This is a genomic window from Plantibacter sp. T3, assembly GCF_902506515.1.
GTDB lineage: Bacteria > Actinomycetota > Actinomycetes > Actinomycetales > Microbacteriaceae > Plantibacter > Plantibacter auratus.
Genome location: NZ_LR733286.1, coordinates 3,955,135 through 3,969,560 on the forward strand (window position 1 = coordinate 3,955,135; position 14,426 = coordinate 3,969,560).

General features: G+C 68.2%; 18 protein-coding genes. 9 read left to right on the forward strand and 9 right to left on the reverse strand.

Going from position 1 to position 14,426, the window contains the following annotated elements; all coding sequences use genetic code 11:
* Positions 1-39: 39 nt before the first annotated feature.
* From GV015_RS18525 to GV015_RS18560, 8 genes are all read right to left on the reverse strand, one after another.
* Complete coding sequence (locus GV015_RS18525) at positions 40-1,176, reverse strand: UDP-N-acetylmuramate dehydrogenase (RefSeq protein ID WP_159879937.1); 1,137 nt, start codon at positions 1,174-1,176, stop codon at positions 40-42.
* An 11-nt stretch (positions 1,177-1,187) separates the two neighbouring features.
* Positions 1,188-1,619 (reverse strand): MaoC family dehydratase, encoded by a 432-nt coding sequence (locus GV015_RS18530; RefSeq protein WP_236555541.1) that lies wholly within the window; start codon positions 1,617-1,619, stop codon positions 1,188-1,190.
* Complete coding sequence (locus GV015_RS18535) at positions 1,616-2,065, reverse strand: MaoC family dehydratase N-terminal domain-containing protein (RefSeq protein ID WP_079706694.1); 450 nt, start codon at positions 2,063-2,065, stop codon at positions 1,616-1,618. The genes GV015_RS18530 and GV015_RS18535 overlap by 4 nt, the downstream gene beginning before the upstream one ends.
* Positions 2,066-2,128: 63 nt before the next feature.
* Positions 2,129-2,926 carry a sulfite exporter TauE/SafE family protein gene (locus tag GV015_RS18540; protein WP_159879939.1) on the reverse strand — a complete coding sequence of 266 codons (798 nt, stop codon included), beginning with the start codon at positions 2,924-2,926 and terminating at the stop codon, positions 2,129-2,131.
* Positions 2,923-3,513: a histidine phosphatase family protein gene (locus tag GV015_RS18545; protein ID WP_159879941.1), complete on the reverse strand. Its 591-nt coding sequence runs from the start codon at positions 3,511-3,513 to the stop codon at positions 2,923-2,925. Before GV015_RS18545 ends, GV015_RS18540 begins: the two co-directional genes overlap by 4 nt.
* Positions 3,514-3,571: 58 nt before the next feature.
* The gene (locus GV015_RS18550; RefSeq protein WP_201299411.1) at positions 3,572-3,877 is read right to left on the reverse strand and encodes a DUF3253 domain-containing protein; all 306 of its coding nucleotides are present in this window, start codon (positions 3,875-3,877) and stop codon (positions 3,572-3,574) included.
* Positions 3,878-3,898: 21 nt separating this feature from the next.
* Positions 3,899-4,345, reverse strand: coding sequence for an ImmA/IrrE family metallo-endopeptidase (locus GV015_RS18555; RefSeq protein WP_159879943.1), 447 nt, complete (start codon positions 4,343-4,345; stop codon positions 3,899-3,901).
* Positions 4,290-4,733 (reverse strand): helix-turn-helix domain-containing protein, encoded by a 444-nt coding sequence (locus GV015_RS18560; RefSeq protein ID WP_085512825.1) that lies wholly within the window; start codon positions 4,731-4,733, stop codon positions 4,290-4,292. Before GV015_RS18560 ends, GV015_RS18555 begins: the two co-directional genes overlap by 56 nt.
* Before the next feature lie 154 nt (positions 4,734-4,887).
* Here GV015_RS18560 and GV015_RS18565 point away from each other — a divergent pair, with 154 nt between their 5' ends.
* The 3 genes from GV015_RS18565 to GV015_RS18575 all read left to right on the forward strand — a co-directional run bounded on the left by GV015_RS18565 (position 4,888) and on the right by GV015_RS18575 (position 6,913).
* Positions 4,888-5,259 carry a hypothetical protein gene (locus tag GV015_RS18565; RefSeq protein ID WP_201299412.1) on the forward strand — a complete coding sequence of 124 codons (372 nt, stop codon included), beginning with the start codon at positions 4,888-4,890 and terminating at the stop codon, positions 5,257-5,259.
* A gap of 106 nt (positions 5,260-5,365) precedes the next feature.
* The gene (locus GV015_RS18570; protein WP_159879945.1) at positions 5,366-6,121 is read left to right on the forward strand and encodes a M23 family metallopeptidase; all 756 of its coding nucleotides are present in this window, start codon (positions 5,366-5,368) and stop codon (positions 6,119-6,121) included.
* A gap of 102 nt (positions 6,122-6,223) precedes the next feature.
* A complete protein-coding gene (locus tag GV015_RS18575) occupies positions 6,224-6,913 on the forward strand; it encodes a M23 family metallopeptidase (protein WP_159879947.1) in 690 nt (229 codons plus the stop codon).
* A 101-nt stretch (positions 6,914-7,014) separates the two neighbouring features.
* Here GV015_RS18575 and GV015_RS18580 read toward each other — a convergent pair whose 3' ends face one another.
* Entirely contained in the window at positions 7,015-7,716 is a 702-nt protein-coding gene (locus tag GV015_RS18580; RefSeq protein WP_124767368.1) for an SDR family oxidoreductase, read from the reverse strand.
* 92 nt (positions 7,717-7,808) lie between these two features.
* On the opposite strand from GV015_RS18580, the gene GV015_RS18585 reads away from it, so the two are divergent.
* The 6 genes from GV015_RS18585 to otsB all read left to right on the forward strand — a co-directional run bounded on the left by GV015_RS18585 (position 7,809) and on the right by otsB (position 14,058).
* The gene (locus tag GV015_RS18585; protein WP_124767369.1) at positions 7,809-8,207 is read left to right on the forward strand and encodes a MerR family transcriptional regulator; all 399 of its coding nucleotides are present in this window, start codon (positions 7,809-7,811) and stop codon (positions 8,205-8,207) included.
* Between the two features lie 141 nt (positions 8,208-8,348).
* The gene (locus GV015_RS18590) at positions 8,349-8,927 is read left to right on the forward strand and encodes a hypothetical protein (protein ID WP_137243917.1); all 579 of its coding nucleotides are present in this window, start codon (positions 8,349-8,351) and stop codon (positions 8,925-8,927) included.
* A gap of 82 nt (positions 8,928-9,009) precedes the next feature.
* Positions 9,010-9,561 (forward strand): hypothetical protein, encoded by a 552-nt coding sequence (locus GV015_RS18595; protein WP_159879949.1) that lies wholly within the window; start codon positions 9,010-9,012, stop codon positions 9,559-9,561.
* 37 nt (positions 9,562-9,598) lie between these two features.
* Entirely contained in the window at positions 9,599-10,096 is a 498-nt protein-coding gene (locus GV015_RS18600; protein WP_159879951.1) for a DUF3592 domain-containing protein, read from the forward strand.
* 229 nt (positions 10,097-10,325) lie between these two features.
* Positions 10,326-13,169, forward strand: coding sequence for an immunoglobulin-like domain-containing protein (locus tag GV015_RS18605; RefSeq protein WP_159879953.1), 2,844 nt, complete (start codon positions 10,326-10,328; stop codon positions 13,167-13,169).
* 112 nt (positions 13,170-13,281) lie between these two features.
* Positions 13,282-14,058, forward strand: coding sequence for a trehalose-phosphatase (gene otsB / locus GV015_RS18610; protein WP_159879955.1), 777 nt, complete (start codon positions 13,282-13,284; stop codon positions 14,056-14,058).
* The last annotated feature ends 368 nt before the right edge of the window (positions 14,059-14,426 follow it).

Below are 14,426 nucleotides of genomic sequence, written 5' to 3' on the forward strand. Positions count from 1 at the left end.
CGCTCGCTCGTCCCCGGGCGAGCGGACCTCGCATCAGCGTCAGATCGTGACGCCGACCACGACGGGCTCGGGCTGCAGGAGGACGCCGAATTCGGAGTGGACGCGCGCCTGCACGAATCGCGCGAGCTCGGCGATCTCGGTGGCGGTCGCCCCGCCACGGTTCGTCAGGGCGAGCGTGTGCTTCGTGGAGACCGCAGCGTGCGATCCGGGGAGTGCGAACCCGCGACGGACGCCGGCCCGCTCGATCAGCCAGGCGGCCGAGAGCTTCGCGAGGCGCTCGGTCGGGGCCGGACGGGGCGGGTTGACGACCTCGCCGAGCGGGAAGACGTACTCGGTGTCGTCGTCGGCCGGCGGGTCGACGGGCCACCAGGGAGCATCGCCGGGGAGCGAGCGGGCGACGTGCTCCGACACGATCGGGTTCGTGAAGAACGACCCGGCGCTGGCGGTGTCGGGGTCGTCGGGATCGAGCACCATACCCTTCGACGTCCGCAGCGCGAGGACCGTCGTGCGCACCTGGGCCAGGCGGACCTGCTCGCCGACCTCGACCCCGAGTGCGAAGGCGAGCTGTTGGTAGGCGATGGGTGCGGCCAGTCCGTCGACACCGACGTCGTCGAGGTCGATGATGATCGCCACGACCACGCCGGAGCGCTCGGGCTCTCCGCCACCGTGGCGCTTCAAGACCGACGTCCGGTACCCGAGACCGAGCTCCGCGGCGGGAACGCGCTCGACGGTCTGCGACTCCTCGTCGAGCAGGTCGACGGCGACGAGCGACGACACGATCTCCTGCCCGTAGGCGCCGATGTTCTGGACGGGGGCCGCCCCGCAGGATCCCGGGATGCCGGAGAGCGCCTCGATGCCCGCGAAGCCGTGCTCCACGGTGAAGGCGACGAGCGCGTCCCAGTCCTCACCGGCCTGCACCCGCAGGCGGACACGGCCAGACGGCGCGTCGAGGCGTTCGATGCCGCGGTTGGCCGCCCGGATGACGGTCGCGTCGACGGGCTCGTCGCCGATCAGCAGGTTCGACCCGCCGCCGAGCAACAGCCACGGCTGGTCGGTGTTCCAGACGTCGAGCACGGCCTCGATCAGCGCTGCCTCGCTCGTGCACTCCGCGAAGGCTGCGGCGGGCCCGCCCACCCCGAGGGTGGTGAGCTCGCTCAGACGGATGGCGTCGTTCATGGTCCTCCGGGTCAGGCGAAGCTGACGACGAGCTGCGCCTTGCCGAGCACCGTCTGCTCGGCGTAGGTGACGGTGAGGTCGACGCGCGCGGTGCGGGCTTCCACGTCGATCTTGCCGACCTTGGCGACGATCTGGAGGTCGGCGCCGGTCTCGGGGTCGACGACGACCGGTCGGGTGAACCGCACCTGGTACTCGAGCACCCGACCGGGGTCGCCGATCCAGTCGACCACCGGCTGGGCGGCGATCCCCATCGTCAGCATGCCGTGGGCGAGCACGCCCGGCAGCCCGACGGAGGCCGCGACATCGTCGCGGTAGTGGATGGGGTTGAAGTCTCCGGAGGCGCCGGCGTACCGCACGAGGGCGTCGCGCGTCAGGTGGACGGTCCGCTCCGCGACGACGTCGCCGACAGCCGGCATGGTCGGGGTCTGCTGCACGTCGCTCATCCTTCGTCTCCTCGCACCACGAGCGTCGAGGTCGCGGTGACCACGGGCTCGCCGGCGGCATCGGTCATGACCGAGTCGCACGTCACCATCGAGTGTCCGCCCAGGGACTTCACCGCGGTGACGGTGAGCTGCGCGGTGAGCTCGTCGCCGGCGACGATCGGACGGTGGTGCACGAAACGCTGGTCGCCGTGGACCACCCGGCTGAAGTCGATACCCGCGTCGGGTGCGGCGAGCAGTTGCTGGAGCGTGTGCTCCTGGACGACGACGGCGAAGGTGGGCGGCGCCACGACGTCGGCGTATCCTGCGGCGCGGGCCGCCTCCGGGTCGAGGTTGATCGGGTTCGTCGCGAAGACGGCCCGCGAGAACTCGCGGATCTTCTCGCGTCCGACCAGGTACGGGGCGACGGGCGGGAAGACCCGACCGGCGAGCTCTGGGTTCACTGACACGCCCTCCAGCCTACCCGCTGCCCTGGCTCGCCGACCGGGCACGGACGGACCGGCAGCGGCCCGTCAGGAGCGCTTGATCGCCTGGAACACCATCCGGATCGCGATGGCCACGAGGAACGCCGCGAAGAGCAGGTTGCCGACGAACGGCGGGACGACCGACGCGACGATGGCGCCGAGAGCGGTGGTCGTGCAGGCGGCGATGCCGATGATCGCTGCGGCCGTCAGGTCGACGTTGCCTCGCCGGACGTTGCCGATGGTGCCGGACATCGCGGTCGGCACCATCATGAGCAGCGAGGTGCCCTTGGCGATGAGGTCGCTCGCACCGAACAAGAGGATGAGCATCGGCACGACGACGACCCCGCCGCCGATGCCGAGCAGCCCCGACAGGACGCCGGTCAGGAAGCCGAGCACGATGAGGCCGATGATCGATCCGACGTGCAGATCGATCTCGGCTGTGCGGGACGGGACGATCAGGAACAGCGAGACCACCACGACGAGCAGGAAGCCGATGAAGCCCCACTGGAGCGCCTTCTTGGGGAGCTTGGAGAGGAGGTAGCTGCCGAGTTGTGCCCCGCCGATCGCACCGATCGCCAGGAGGATCGCCGCCACCCAGTCGACGGTCCCGTTCACCGCGTAGGAGAGGACGCCGACGAGCGAGGTCGGGACGATCGCCGCGAGTGAGGTCCCCGCGGCGAGCCGCTGGCCGAAGCCGAGCAGGAAGACGACGGCGGGGACGATGAGGATACCGCCGCCGACGCCGAACAAGCCGGAGAGGAATCCGGCGGTCAGTCCGATGCCGATCAGCCAGGCGATGCCCGACGGGGAGCGGACCGGACGGCCGGTCGAGTCGCTCCCGCTCACTGCGCGCTGGAGCCGGACAGCGCCGTCTCGAGCGAGGGCGTCGTGCGAGCGGTACCGGCGTCCAGGAGTGACCAACCGGTGTCGGTCGCCTCGATGACCGACACGGAGCAGTTCTCCAGCGGAGGGACCGTCGTACCCGAGAGTTGGCTGAGCGTGAGACGGATGAGCGTTCCGTGGCTGACCACGAGCACGTTCTGGCCGGGGAAGTCACGGGCGATGGCGTCGATGCCGCGGAGTCCGCGTTCGATGACCGACTCCTCGGTCTCGAGGTTCGGGTACCGGTGGTCGGGCCAGTTCTCGAGGACCATCTGCGCCGTCGCGCCCTCGGCGTCGCCGTAGTGGCGCTCGACCACGTCGGGGTAGGTGGGGCCGAGTTCGAGACCGAGCGCGTCCGCGATGATCTGCGCGGTCTCGCGTGCGCGCCCCAGTGGGGAGCTGACGACGACGTCCCAGGTGCCGGTGAGCCGAGGGGCGACCGTGGCCGCCTGCTCCCGCCCGGTGTCGTTCAGGGGGATGTCCGTCGTGCCCTGCAGCCGTCGTTCGAAGTTCCAGGCGGTCTGTCCGTGACGGATGAGGGCGATGGTCATGTCTCAAGCCTAACCGGCGTCGGACCGAGGTCTTCCGGCCTTCACCGCGACACGGGGCTCACTGCTCGTCGACGGCGTCCTTCGCCCATCGGATCCGGATGGGTCCGCGGACCGTCGCGCGGTCGACCGCCTCGTCGCCCTGCGTGATCCGCACCCGGCCCTCGTCGACCAAGCGCCAGGCGACCCGGCGGGTGTCGTCCATCAGCGCTCGCCAGTCGTCGCCGCCGACGGCTCGCGCGACGTCGGACGGACAGATGGACGAGGTCGCGGCCCGCTTCCCCAGCAGGTCGAGCATCGTCGACTCCAGGAGGCCGTCGTCCACGGCTCCCGCAGGCTGCGGGTCCGGTTCGGCTTCGTCGGTCATGGTCCCAGTATGCGCGCGCCGCTATGCGAGATCGGCGTGCCGGGACAGATCCGCATGCTGCGCGACGAACGCCCGGGCAAGGCGCTTCGTGACGCCGAGTTCGGCGACGAGATGCTCGAGGTCCGGTGCCCACCGCGCGATGGCCCGGAACTCGTCGAGGTCGATGAGGTTCGACGCGGCGAAGCGGTCGGCCTGCACCTCGTGTTTCGGTCGGTCGTCCTCGTGGCCGAGCACGCAGTGCGCGATGCCGTGGGCGAGGGCGTTCCGGCGGTGGACGGACCGGAGCGACTCCTGGATGACGATCGTGTGCGCCGACGGCAGCCAGCGCTCATGGGACACCCGCAGGGGCCGGAAGATCACCGCGAGACCGAGCTCCTCCGCGTGCGCATACGGGTCGTAGGCGCGCCCACGCTCACGGGGCTTCCGGCTCGGGTTGCTCCAGTTCTCCATCGGTGATTGCCGCCCCACGTTCCCCCTCCAACTGCTCCGTCGTCCACGACGCAGCTTCCCTCTGCCGGCGTCTGCGATCCAACTCGTCATTCGTAGCAGTGGTGTCCGACACGGGAGCCACTCGCTCGTCGTCGCTCGCCTGCAGTTCGGCCTCGATCCGACTCATCCCCCCGACGGCTTGGAGGGCGTCGGCCAGGAGGCGCACCGGATCGGCGCCGGTCGCCGCGCAGAGCGTGACGAAGGTCGGGCCACTGATCTCGCTGCGACCGGCGAGGACCCGCTGCAGTGTCGTCGGACTCATCCCCGTCGCCTCAGCCAGGGCGCGCTGATTCATGCGTCGCCGCTTGTAGGCGGCGACGAGCTCGTCCGCCAACGCCTGATTGACCATCGCCTCTGCTGCGTTCACGTTCCGATCGTAGCCAGAAACCCTGTCGCGAACGGCAGAAAACCTGCCTCATGCGCTCTATAGTGTCACCTCCGACCTGAATGATGCCAGATGAGACAACTTCTGAAAACCATCCGGGTCGTCCACCACCACCCACGACGCCTGAGGAGGCATCATGACCGAACACCGGACATCACCGGAACCACCGACACCACCGCCCGTCCCGTTTCCAGCACAGCGGATCATCCGCACCGTGATCCAGACGACCGCGGCCGTGATCCTGAGCTCGGTGGCCTGCATCACGACCGCGAGCATCATCGCGCCACAGCTCCTGGAGGCGATCCGGGAGCTCCTCCCGGACGACGTCTACGCCTGGGCGGCTGCGGCCGTGGCCACGACTGCGGCGATCGCCGCAGCACTGGCCCGGATCATGGCGATCCCCGGCGTGAACGGCTTCCTGACGAGGCTGAGCGCAGGATCCACGCCCCGCCACGCTCGACTCGATTCAGACGCCGAATCTGCCACTGGAGAAAGAATTTCAGGATGAATCGGCAATATGAACTGGACAAGACGACGAGATGATCGTAGAGTCTCTCTCGAACACACGTTCGAATGTCGGAGGACACTTCCTCCATCAACAGAAAGGAGGGCTCATGGGCCTCAAGTACCAATACCCGTATGACCTCAGTCACTACGACAGCAGCGACGGGTACAACGCTCCACGAGCCGGTGGCTCAAACCATCGGGGTGCCGATTTCAACGGCTTCCCGGAGCGCACGCCGATCCCCGCGGTCGCTGCCGGGACCGTCGTCGAGAACTACCGGAGCGGCGGGCTCGGATGGCTTGTCGTCCTGGCACACCCGGACGGCGTGTTCTCGGGGTACTGCCACATGTACCAGCAGTCACCCCTCGCCGTCGGGACTGCCGTCACACGTGGCCAGATCCTCGGAGGAATCGGCAACACCGGCGAGTACTCCGAAGGCGCCCACCTCCACCTCACCATCGGGCTCAACCAGTCCGGCGCGACAGGCGGAGGCTCCCACTGGATCGATCACACCGATCCGATCACCTATATCAGGGACCGCCTCAACGGCGACGACCCCACCACCACACCACAGGAAGAAGAAGAAGACATGACAGCAGGAACCTTCATCAAGCGACAGGGCGGCGCCGCAGTGTATTGGCAGGAGCACCCTCTTGCACCGCTGTACCCGCTCAACATCGGGCAGTACAAGGCTTACGCCGCTCAGGGCTTGAAGACCAATGACCTGACGCCGGCGGACTTCGATCCGATCATCCAGCGGGTCGGCCAGTACAACCTGGACGCCCAGCAGCGTCGGATTCCCGCGGGTCCGAACGACCCGAAGTACGACGGTTGGCAGCTGTACCTGCCCAACCGCCCGCTGTAGCCAATCCGCGGTTGACCGACCGCGATGCCAGCAGCACCCGATGCCCCCGAGCAGACCGTAACTGCTCGGGGGCATCCCCATCGGCACAGCGAAAGGAGCCACATGGTTCTCAAATATCAACACCCGTTCGCCCAGATCGACGTCGCCGACGGCTGGGGATCGATGGCCGGCGGGCGGACCCAACCGCACCGCGGACTGGACTACCAACCCGGCGCCGGAGCCGCGATCCCCGCTGTCGCAGCCGGGGTCGTCTCCGCCAACCGGTGGAACGCGACCCTGGGCCACATCGTCGTCATCGCACATCCCGACGGCATGTACTCGGGCTACTCGCATCTGGCGGCGGCCTCACCCCATCAGGTCGGTGCGGCGATCGTCCGCGGTGAACCCGTCGGCGTCGTCGGGAGCACCGGGTCCGCAGCTCGAGGGCCGCATCTCCACCTCACCATCACCTTCACCGCCGACGGCACGTGGAACAACGCAGACATCGTCGTCACCACCGATCCGTATCTCTTCATCAACGCTCGCCTGAACGGCGAGGACCCGGTTCACCCTCTCAAGGAGTCAGACATGCCCAAGATCATCAGCGTGCCAGGTGGCACCATCGCGCTCGTCACCGAGACGTTCGGCACGATGTACACGTCCGCCAGCGGCGGGCAGGGATTCTCCATCGCCGCCAACACAAAGGCCTACGGTCAGGTCAGCGGGCTGACCCAGGACCAGGTCTCGACCCTCGTCGCCGAGGCGAACGCCCGAGGCCAGCGCATCGCCGACCTCGTCGCGGCCGCGCGATAGCCGCACCGGCACGAGGAAGCCCCCGAGCAGACCGTAACTGCTCGGGGGCTTCCTCCATTCTGCACGGTGCACGCCCGGCGCACAGGGCCCAGGTTCGATGTTCAGGCGAACTGCGCGTAGAACGCGTCAGGTCCGTGGGCGAGCGAGGCCTTGACCATGGCACTCCACTCGTCGACGACGACCTCGGAAGCGCCGGCTGCGACGCCGTCGAGGCTCGCCCGTGCGACGTCCGCGGGGTCGACCATCGGGCCCTCGTAGCCGGCCATGATGTCGGTGTCGGCGGCCCCGAGGTGGAGCCCCTGCACCGTGACGCCCTTCGGGGCGAGTTCCAGACGGACCGCGTTCGTCATGTTCCACTCCGCCGCCTTGGCCGCGGCGTATCCGCCTGAACCGGGGTGCGCGAACCAGCTCAGGGCGGAGAGCACGTTGACGATCGCCCCTCCACCGTTCCCCTCGATCACCGGCGCGAACGCACGCACCATGGCGAGGTTGCCCCAGTAGTGCGTGTCCATCTCGCGCCGAGCGTTCGCGAGGTCGTCGGTCAACATCGAGCCCTGCGTGGCGATGCCGGCGTTGTTGACGAGCAACGTGACGTCGGTCGCGATCTCGGCCGCCGCAGCGACGGACGCCTCATCGGTGATGTCGAGCTGCAGCACCTCCACGCCCGGGATGTCGACGAGTTCCGGGCGCCGCGCGGTCGCGTACACCTTCGAGGCGCCGCGCTCGAGCAGCTGCACGACGAACCGGCGTCCGATGCCCCGGTTCGAGCCGGTGACGAGTGCGACGGATCCTGCGATGTCCATGATTCCCTTCCGCGTGCGGGTCGATCCCGCAGCAGCCTGGTTAGGCTAAGACCTCACATCAATGTCAGGTGCAAGCCAGGAATGGAAGATCGATGCGCATCGGAGATCTCGCGGCTCGGACCGGGGTGAGCGTCCGCTCGCTCCGCTACTACGAGGAGCAGGGGCTGCTCACCGCCACCCGCACGACGAGTGGCCAGCGGACCTATGAACGAGCGGCGGTGGAACGCGTCGAGCTCGTGCAGCAGCTCTTCGCGGCCGGCCTGCCGAGCCGCACCATCGTCCAGCTGCTCCCCTGCGTCGATGCGGGAGTCGCGACGCCGGAGTCCCTCGCGCTGCTTCGGACCGAACGCGACCGCATCACCGCCCAGATGGCCGACCTCGAAGCAGCACGCGCCCGCTTGGAAGCGGTCATCGACATCACCCTCCACCCGACGCCGGAGCACTGCCCAGCGCTGCGCGAGGAGCTTCCGGCCGAGCTGGACGCCGCCTGACGCCACCCGGCACGGCTCCGGCAGGGTCGGCCCATCGCGGCTACCATGACCACGTCGGAGGTCGAGGGCTACCGGTCGCTCGCCTTCGCGGCAGCCGAGTCGGACACGCCTGAGCCCGACTCCCGATCCGGGGGGTAAGCGATGAGTGAATCAGCGAAGCAGGGGTCAGCGAAGCAGGGACCAGCGACCGCCACCGAGTCGGTCGCCGCCCAGGCGGCGCGCACGCGGCTCGAGGAGCGCGTGGCGGGCATCGAGTCGATCCTGATCTCGGTCCCGATGCTGCTGCTCGAGATCGCCCTCATCCTCTCGCTGTTCGTCCCCTACGCGAGCCAGACGAAGACGGATGAGGACCCTGAGTCCTTCAACCTGTTCTTCTTCCTCGCGGGATTCGCCGATCGCGACGACGACGGCGACCCGGAGGCCGCCTCGATCCTGTTCGCGAGTGCGTTCCTGATACTCATCGTCGTGATCGTCGGCACGATCTGCACCGCGCCGACCCTCGCGGGCAAGCGGGTCTCGTCGCGAGCGGGAGCGACCGCGGTGACCTTCATCATCGTGCTCATCCTCGGCAACATCGGCGCCTGGATGGTCATGCTGATGGGGGTCTACGCCGACTCGCCCTGGACCATCGGTCCCGCTCTGCCACTGCTCAACCTCGGCACCCTGCTCGCGGCGATGATCGCCTTCATGCCCGGCTACCGTCGCATCTGGGAGCGATAGCAGTTCGAGGTCAGTGTGCGATGGGGAGCACTGCCCATCCGACGATCGTCGCGCACCCTCGCCGCGTTGCCATACTGAGTCCGTGAGTGGAACCGACGTTGCGCCGACGGGCGTGCTACAGGACTATCAGTGGGCCGTGGACGCCGAGCTGCAGAACACCCCATTCACCGTCACCAGCCTCCCCGACGGGTTCCAGGTCGGATACGACCTCGCGGACGCCCGCTGGTGGAACGTCCTCCAGCTGAACGAGGTGTCCGACAGCATCACCTACACCGTGCGGGTCGATGAGCGACGTCGGCGGTTCAGCATCACCGACACGGTCAAGCGGATGAGCTGGTCGGCTGGTGTCTCCGGCTTCGTGCCGCGCCTCTCCTGGTCGTTCTCCTGGCAGTCCGGCCGTGTCCGGTACGGCAGGGTCATCATGCTCGGGACCTCTCCCGGCGGGTTCGAGATCGCGTTCAGCCCCGAGAACGAACGCGCGCGGATCAAGGAGATCGGCGAAGAACTCGGTCTGCGTCCCCGCATGAGCCCCCACGTGCGCATCGGGCTCTGGGCGGCGGCCGGTGGCGTCGCGATCGGCCTGATCGTGCCCGCCATCATCATGCTGAGCCTTTCCCTCACCGGGAACCACTGATGCGGGAGCTTCGAATCGGGACGGTGGCGCACTGGTGATGGCACGCAAGCGCGCGACGGGCGACACACGGGGCTTCCTGCACAGCAGGGTGTTCCAGACGGCGGCGATCGTCCTGATGCTGTTGGCCGGTCCGGTGGCCGTGGTCGTCGGCTCCTTCATGATGGCTGCCGACAGCGACCTGTTGCAGAACGGGGAGCGGACGAGTGGGACGGTCACCGAGGTCGACGACGGCCGGAAGGCATCTCACCACCGGTTCAGGACCGACTATCTGGCACCCGACGGTTCGCCACAGCGGGTCTGGGCGGACTGGCCCCTCGACGGCAAACCCGCCGTCGGCGACGTCCTCACGGTGATCTACCGCGCGGACGACCCCGGCACGGCGGTGCTCGAGGGCTATGACGGACCGGGGACCCCGGTCGTCGGGATCGGTGTGGTGCTGACCGGCGTGAGTCTCCTGATCGGCACCGCGATGCTCGTCGGGGTCTTGCTTCGAGCAGGCCGCGGGCCCGACCCCGAGGGGATCTCGAAGCCGTGATCGTGCGGTGACCGAGGTCGCCGCTCGTCCGAGCATCTCGTCACCGGGTCGACTCGCACAGCTCCTCGCTCTTGACGGACCAGGTCTGCATGCGCCAGGGTCGACATCACGATGTGAGCGATCACAATCCGTGACCCTGATCCCGAGACGATGGAGTTTCCAGGTGAGTCCACAACGCCTACCGACCATACGACCCCGGCACCTGTCCCGTAACCGGACAACCCCGCTGGTGACCTCACCCAAGCGGGCCGCTGCCTGGGGCGCGATGATCATGGTGGGAGTCATCTCCGCTCTGGGCGCCACGCCTGCGACGGCAGCCGCAGACTCGAGCGCGCTGCTGCACTATCGATTCGACACGGCCGCGAACGGTGTGGTGCCGGATGTGAGCGGTAACGGCAACGACGGGACGCTCAGGAACGTGGGCGGCACGGTCGCCGACGGCCTGCTCACCCTGCCCGGCGGCTCGGCCGACTCGGCGCCCTATCTCGACATCCCGACCGACGATCTGGCCGGGGTGCAGACGTTGACCTCGAGCATCTGGCTCGAGTCGCAGTCACCAGCTGGGAACACCGCTGCAGCCTTCATCGGCACCCCGGTCGGCGATGGCCAGTTCTCAGCGGGCTACTGGTTGCTCAATCCGGCGAATCCGAACGGGTACGTCAAGTCCGTCATCACGGATTCGGTGAACCCCGGAGCACCCTGGACGACCGAGGTGGGCGCCGGTTCGACCAACGCGCCCACCAGCGGACTCCGGACCCCGACCGGGATGGCGCTCTACACGACCGTGATCGACGGCCCGGCCGGAACGTTGACGAGCTACGTGAACGGTGAGCGGATCGCGCAGACCGCCATCACGCGCGACGTGGCGTCCTTCGGTCCGGACCTCGTCGCCTACCTCGGCCGCTCCACCTACGCGGACGCCGGGTGGAAGGGCTCCATCGACGAGGTCGTCCTGAGCGATGTCGCGATGACGGCGACGGAGGTCCAGGACGCGTTCATCGAGCAGTCGATCGAGAAGGCGTCGTCCGGGCTGCGCGTACCGACGGAGGCGACGAGCGACTTCCCACTCCCCTCGACCTCCTATGGCACGCGTCTGGGCTGGACCTCGGATGACGCCGCCATCGTCGTGGAGGACGGGCTCGCGCGGGTGGTCCGGCCGACGAATGGCGAGCAGGACGCCACGGTGACCCTCACTGCCACGGTGACCGCCGGAGACCGACAGGAGACGCTGGCATTCCCCGTCCGGGTCGCCGCCGACCGCTCCGACGCTGAGAAGCTCGCCCTCGACCTGGAGGGCATCCGGATCACCAATTCGGACGACATCCGGTCCAACTTCTCCGTCCCAGGCAAGGGCCCGAACGGATCGTCCTTCACCTGGTCCGTCATCGGCGGCACCGAGGCGGCGACGGTCCGCGCGGGAGTCGACGAATCGTCGAAGACCATCGACGTCGTACGCCCCGCCACCGGGAGTGCCGTGACCGTGACGCTCCGCGCCACCGCGCGCATCGCCGGATCCGAACTGACGCGGGACATCGCCGTGTCCGTCCAGCCGCTGCCGGCGGACCAGCCGGATCCCGAAGCCTATGTGTGGGCGTTCTTCACCGGGGAGGGCAGTGGTGCCGAGCAGGTCAGCCTCGCCGCGTCCAAAGGCAACGACGCGTTGAGCTGGAACACGCTGAACGAGGGCAAGCCGATCTTCACGTCGACCCAGGGCACGACCGGCCTGCGCGACCCGTTCATCCTCCGCTCCCCCGATGGCGACCGGTTCTTCATGATCGCCACCGACCTGAAGATCGACGGTCTTCCCGGCGGCTTCGCCACGGCCCAGATCAGTGGGTCGCGGTACATCGAGGTCTGGGAGTCGAACGACCTGGTCACCTGGTCCGAGCAACGGCATGTGAAGGTCTCCTCGGACTTCGCCGGGAACACCTGGGCGCCCGAAGCCTACTGGGACGACAAGCTGGACACCTTCGTCGTGTTCTGGGCCTCGAACCTGTACGACACCACGGACGAGAGCCAGCGGACGAACGTGACCTACAACCGGATGATGTACGCGACGACCGACGACTTCATCACCTTCTCGGATCCGGAGCCGTGGATCGACGTGTCGCGCGGGCCCGGTCTCGGCACGATCGACTCCTCGGTCACGAAGTCGGGCGACTACTACTACCGGTTCACGAAGGACGAGGGGACGCTGACCATCCGTGAGGAGCGGTCGACGGATCTCCTCGCCACCGAGACGGGGACCCTGCCCGGTGCGGGAGGACCTGCCGACCAGTGGAGTCTCGTCAAGGACCAGGTCGCCTCCGGATTGCCGAACGGCGAGCCGGGTGGTGTCTACCTGAACGGCGAGGGCCCGAGTGTCTTCCCCGCGAATCCCGGCGACGTGAACGGGCTCGACTGGTACCTGTTCATCGACCAGCCCGACTACCACGGAGGCCCGAACCACTACATCCCGTTCGGGACCGACTCCCTCGACGACGGCGACTCCTGGGAGCCGTTGGGGGCCAAGCTCCGGGAGAACCTTCCTCAGAACGCGGACGGCGGAAAACCGAGGCACGGCACGGTCATCCCCGTGACCCGTGCCGAGTACGAACGTCTGTTGACCGCCTACGCGCCGGCTGTCGCCGTCCAGGACGTCTCGGTACCCGACGTCGTCACCGCGGTGGGAACGGCTCCGAGCCTGCCGTCCGCCGTGCTGACGAAGGTGGACCGTTCGATCGAGACCGTCCCTGTGGACTGGGCGGCCGTCCAGGCCGATCAGTATGGTGCGCCCGGCAGGTTCACCGTGTCGGGCACGGCGGCAGACGATGCCCGCACGCCGGTCGACGTCACCGTCACCGTGCGGGCAGGGGGCGCGCTGCCGGGTGGACCCGAGCCGTCCACCCCGCCAGCGGCGGAACCGGGTTCGTCGTCGGGTGGTGACGCCGACAGCGCCCCTGGCCCGAGGGACGGCCTGGCGTCCACGGGGGTCGACACGGAGGCCGTCGCGCTCCTGGCGACGGCCGCGACCATCGCCCTCCTCGTCGGCGGGCTGCTCACCCGGCGCCGCACGAGACGTGGGGAGATCTGAGGGCGATCTCGGCGTCGCACTGGAGGAGGAAGGGACCACCGCTGAGCCGCCCCGCGGACCGTGCCCGTCTGCTCAACCGTCGACGGGCACGAGGCATGGCTAGGCTTGGTTGATGAGCTCCGACGACGAAGTGATTCAAGCCCTTGCCGCTGGTTCCGATGCAGGACTCGTGATGGATTTCGACGGTGTCCTCTCCCCGATCACGGACGAGCCGGCCCTCAGCGAGTTGCTGCCTGGCACAGCGCAGACGCTCGAGCGGCTGGCTGGGAAGCTCTCCACGGTCGCGCTCCTCTCTGGGCGCCCGGTGGGTTTCCTCGCCGACCGCGCCACGATCCCCGGTGTCGACCTCTACGGCTCGTACGGTCTCGAACGTCTCACCGACGGCGGCATCGACGTCGTGCCCGAAGCCCAGGAGTGGACGACTGCTGTCCAGTCAGCGACGCGTGAACTCCACCGAGAACTCGACAGCATCGACGGTGTCGACGTCGAAGAGAAGTCCCTCGCCGTCGCGGTCCACTGGCGCCGTGCACTCGACCGCGCGGCGGCCGAGCGATTGGTGGCGCCGCTCGTCGAGCGCGTCATCGACGAATACGGGCTCAGGCGGGAACCCGGCAAGTGCGTCGAAGAGCTGCGGATGCCCTTGGATGAGGACAAAGGGACGGCGCTGCACAGGATCATCCGGGCTGATGGCTTGGGTGTCGTCGCATACGCCGGTGACGACCGTGGGGACCTGCCTGCGTTCAGGGTGGCGCTGGCCAGCGGCGGGTATGCACTCGTCGTCGACGGCCCCGATGCTGCGGAGGAGGTCGCTCGGATACCCGGAGTCCACTTCTCCGGTCCCGGCGAGTTCCAGCAGTGGCTCCAGCAACTCGACGACGCTCTGGGATGACCGTATCGCTCTGAGAACCAGTAGCCTCGATGACATCCTCGCCGCGTGGGCGGAGACGCCTGCGAAGCCAACGGCTCGCCGGTCACGACGTTCGCAACCTCGGGCGGTTGAGTGTTCTCACGCCGACGACGATGTGACTCCGACCTTGTGGAGCGTCGTCCTGGGCTCTCACATCTCTGAAGATGGGCGAGGTCGTTCAGCCAATGGCGAGGGGAATCGAATCGTGTCGGCGGGCATTCAGTCGCCTCGATCGAGCCAACGATATGCACGGGGCGTCGCTGACCGGCTTCAAGCGCTACTCGCAGTCGTGCGCGATTCAGCGAACGCTGCGGCAAAACAGAGAAGCACCGGAGAAATCTCCGGTGCTT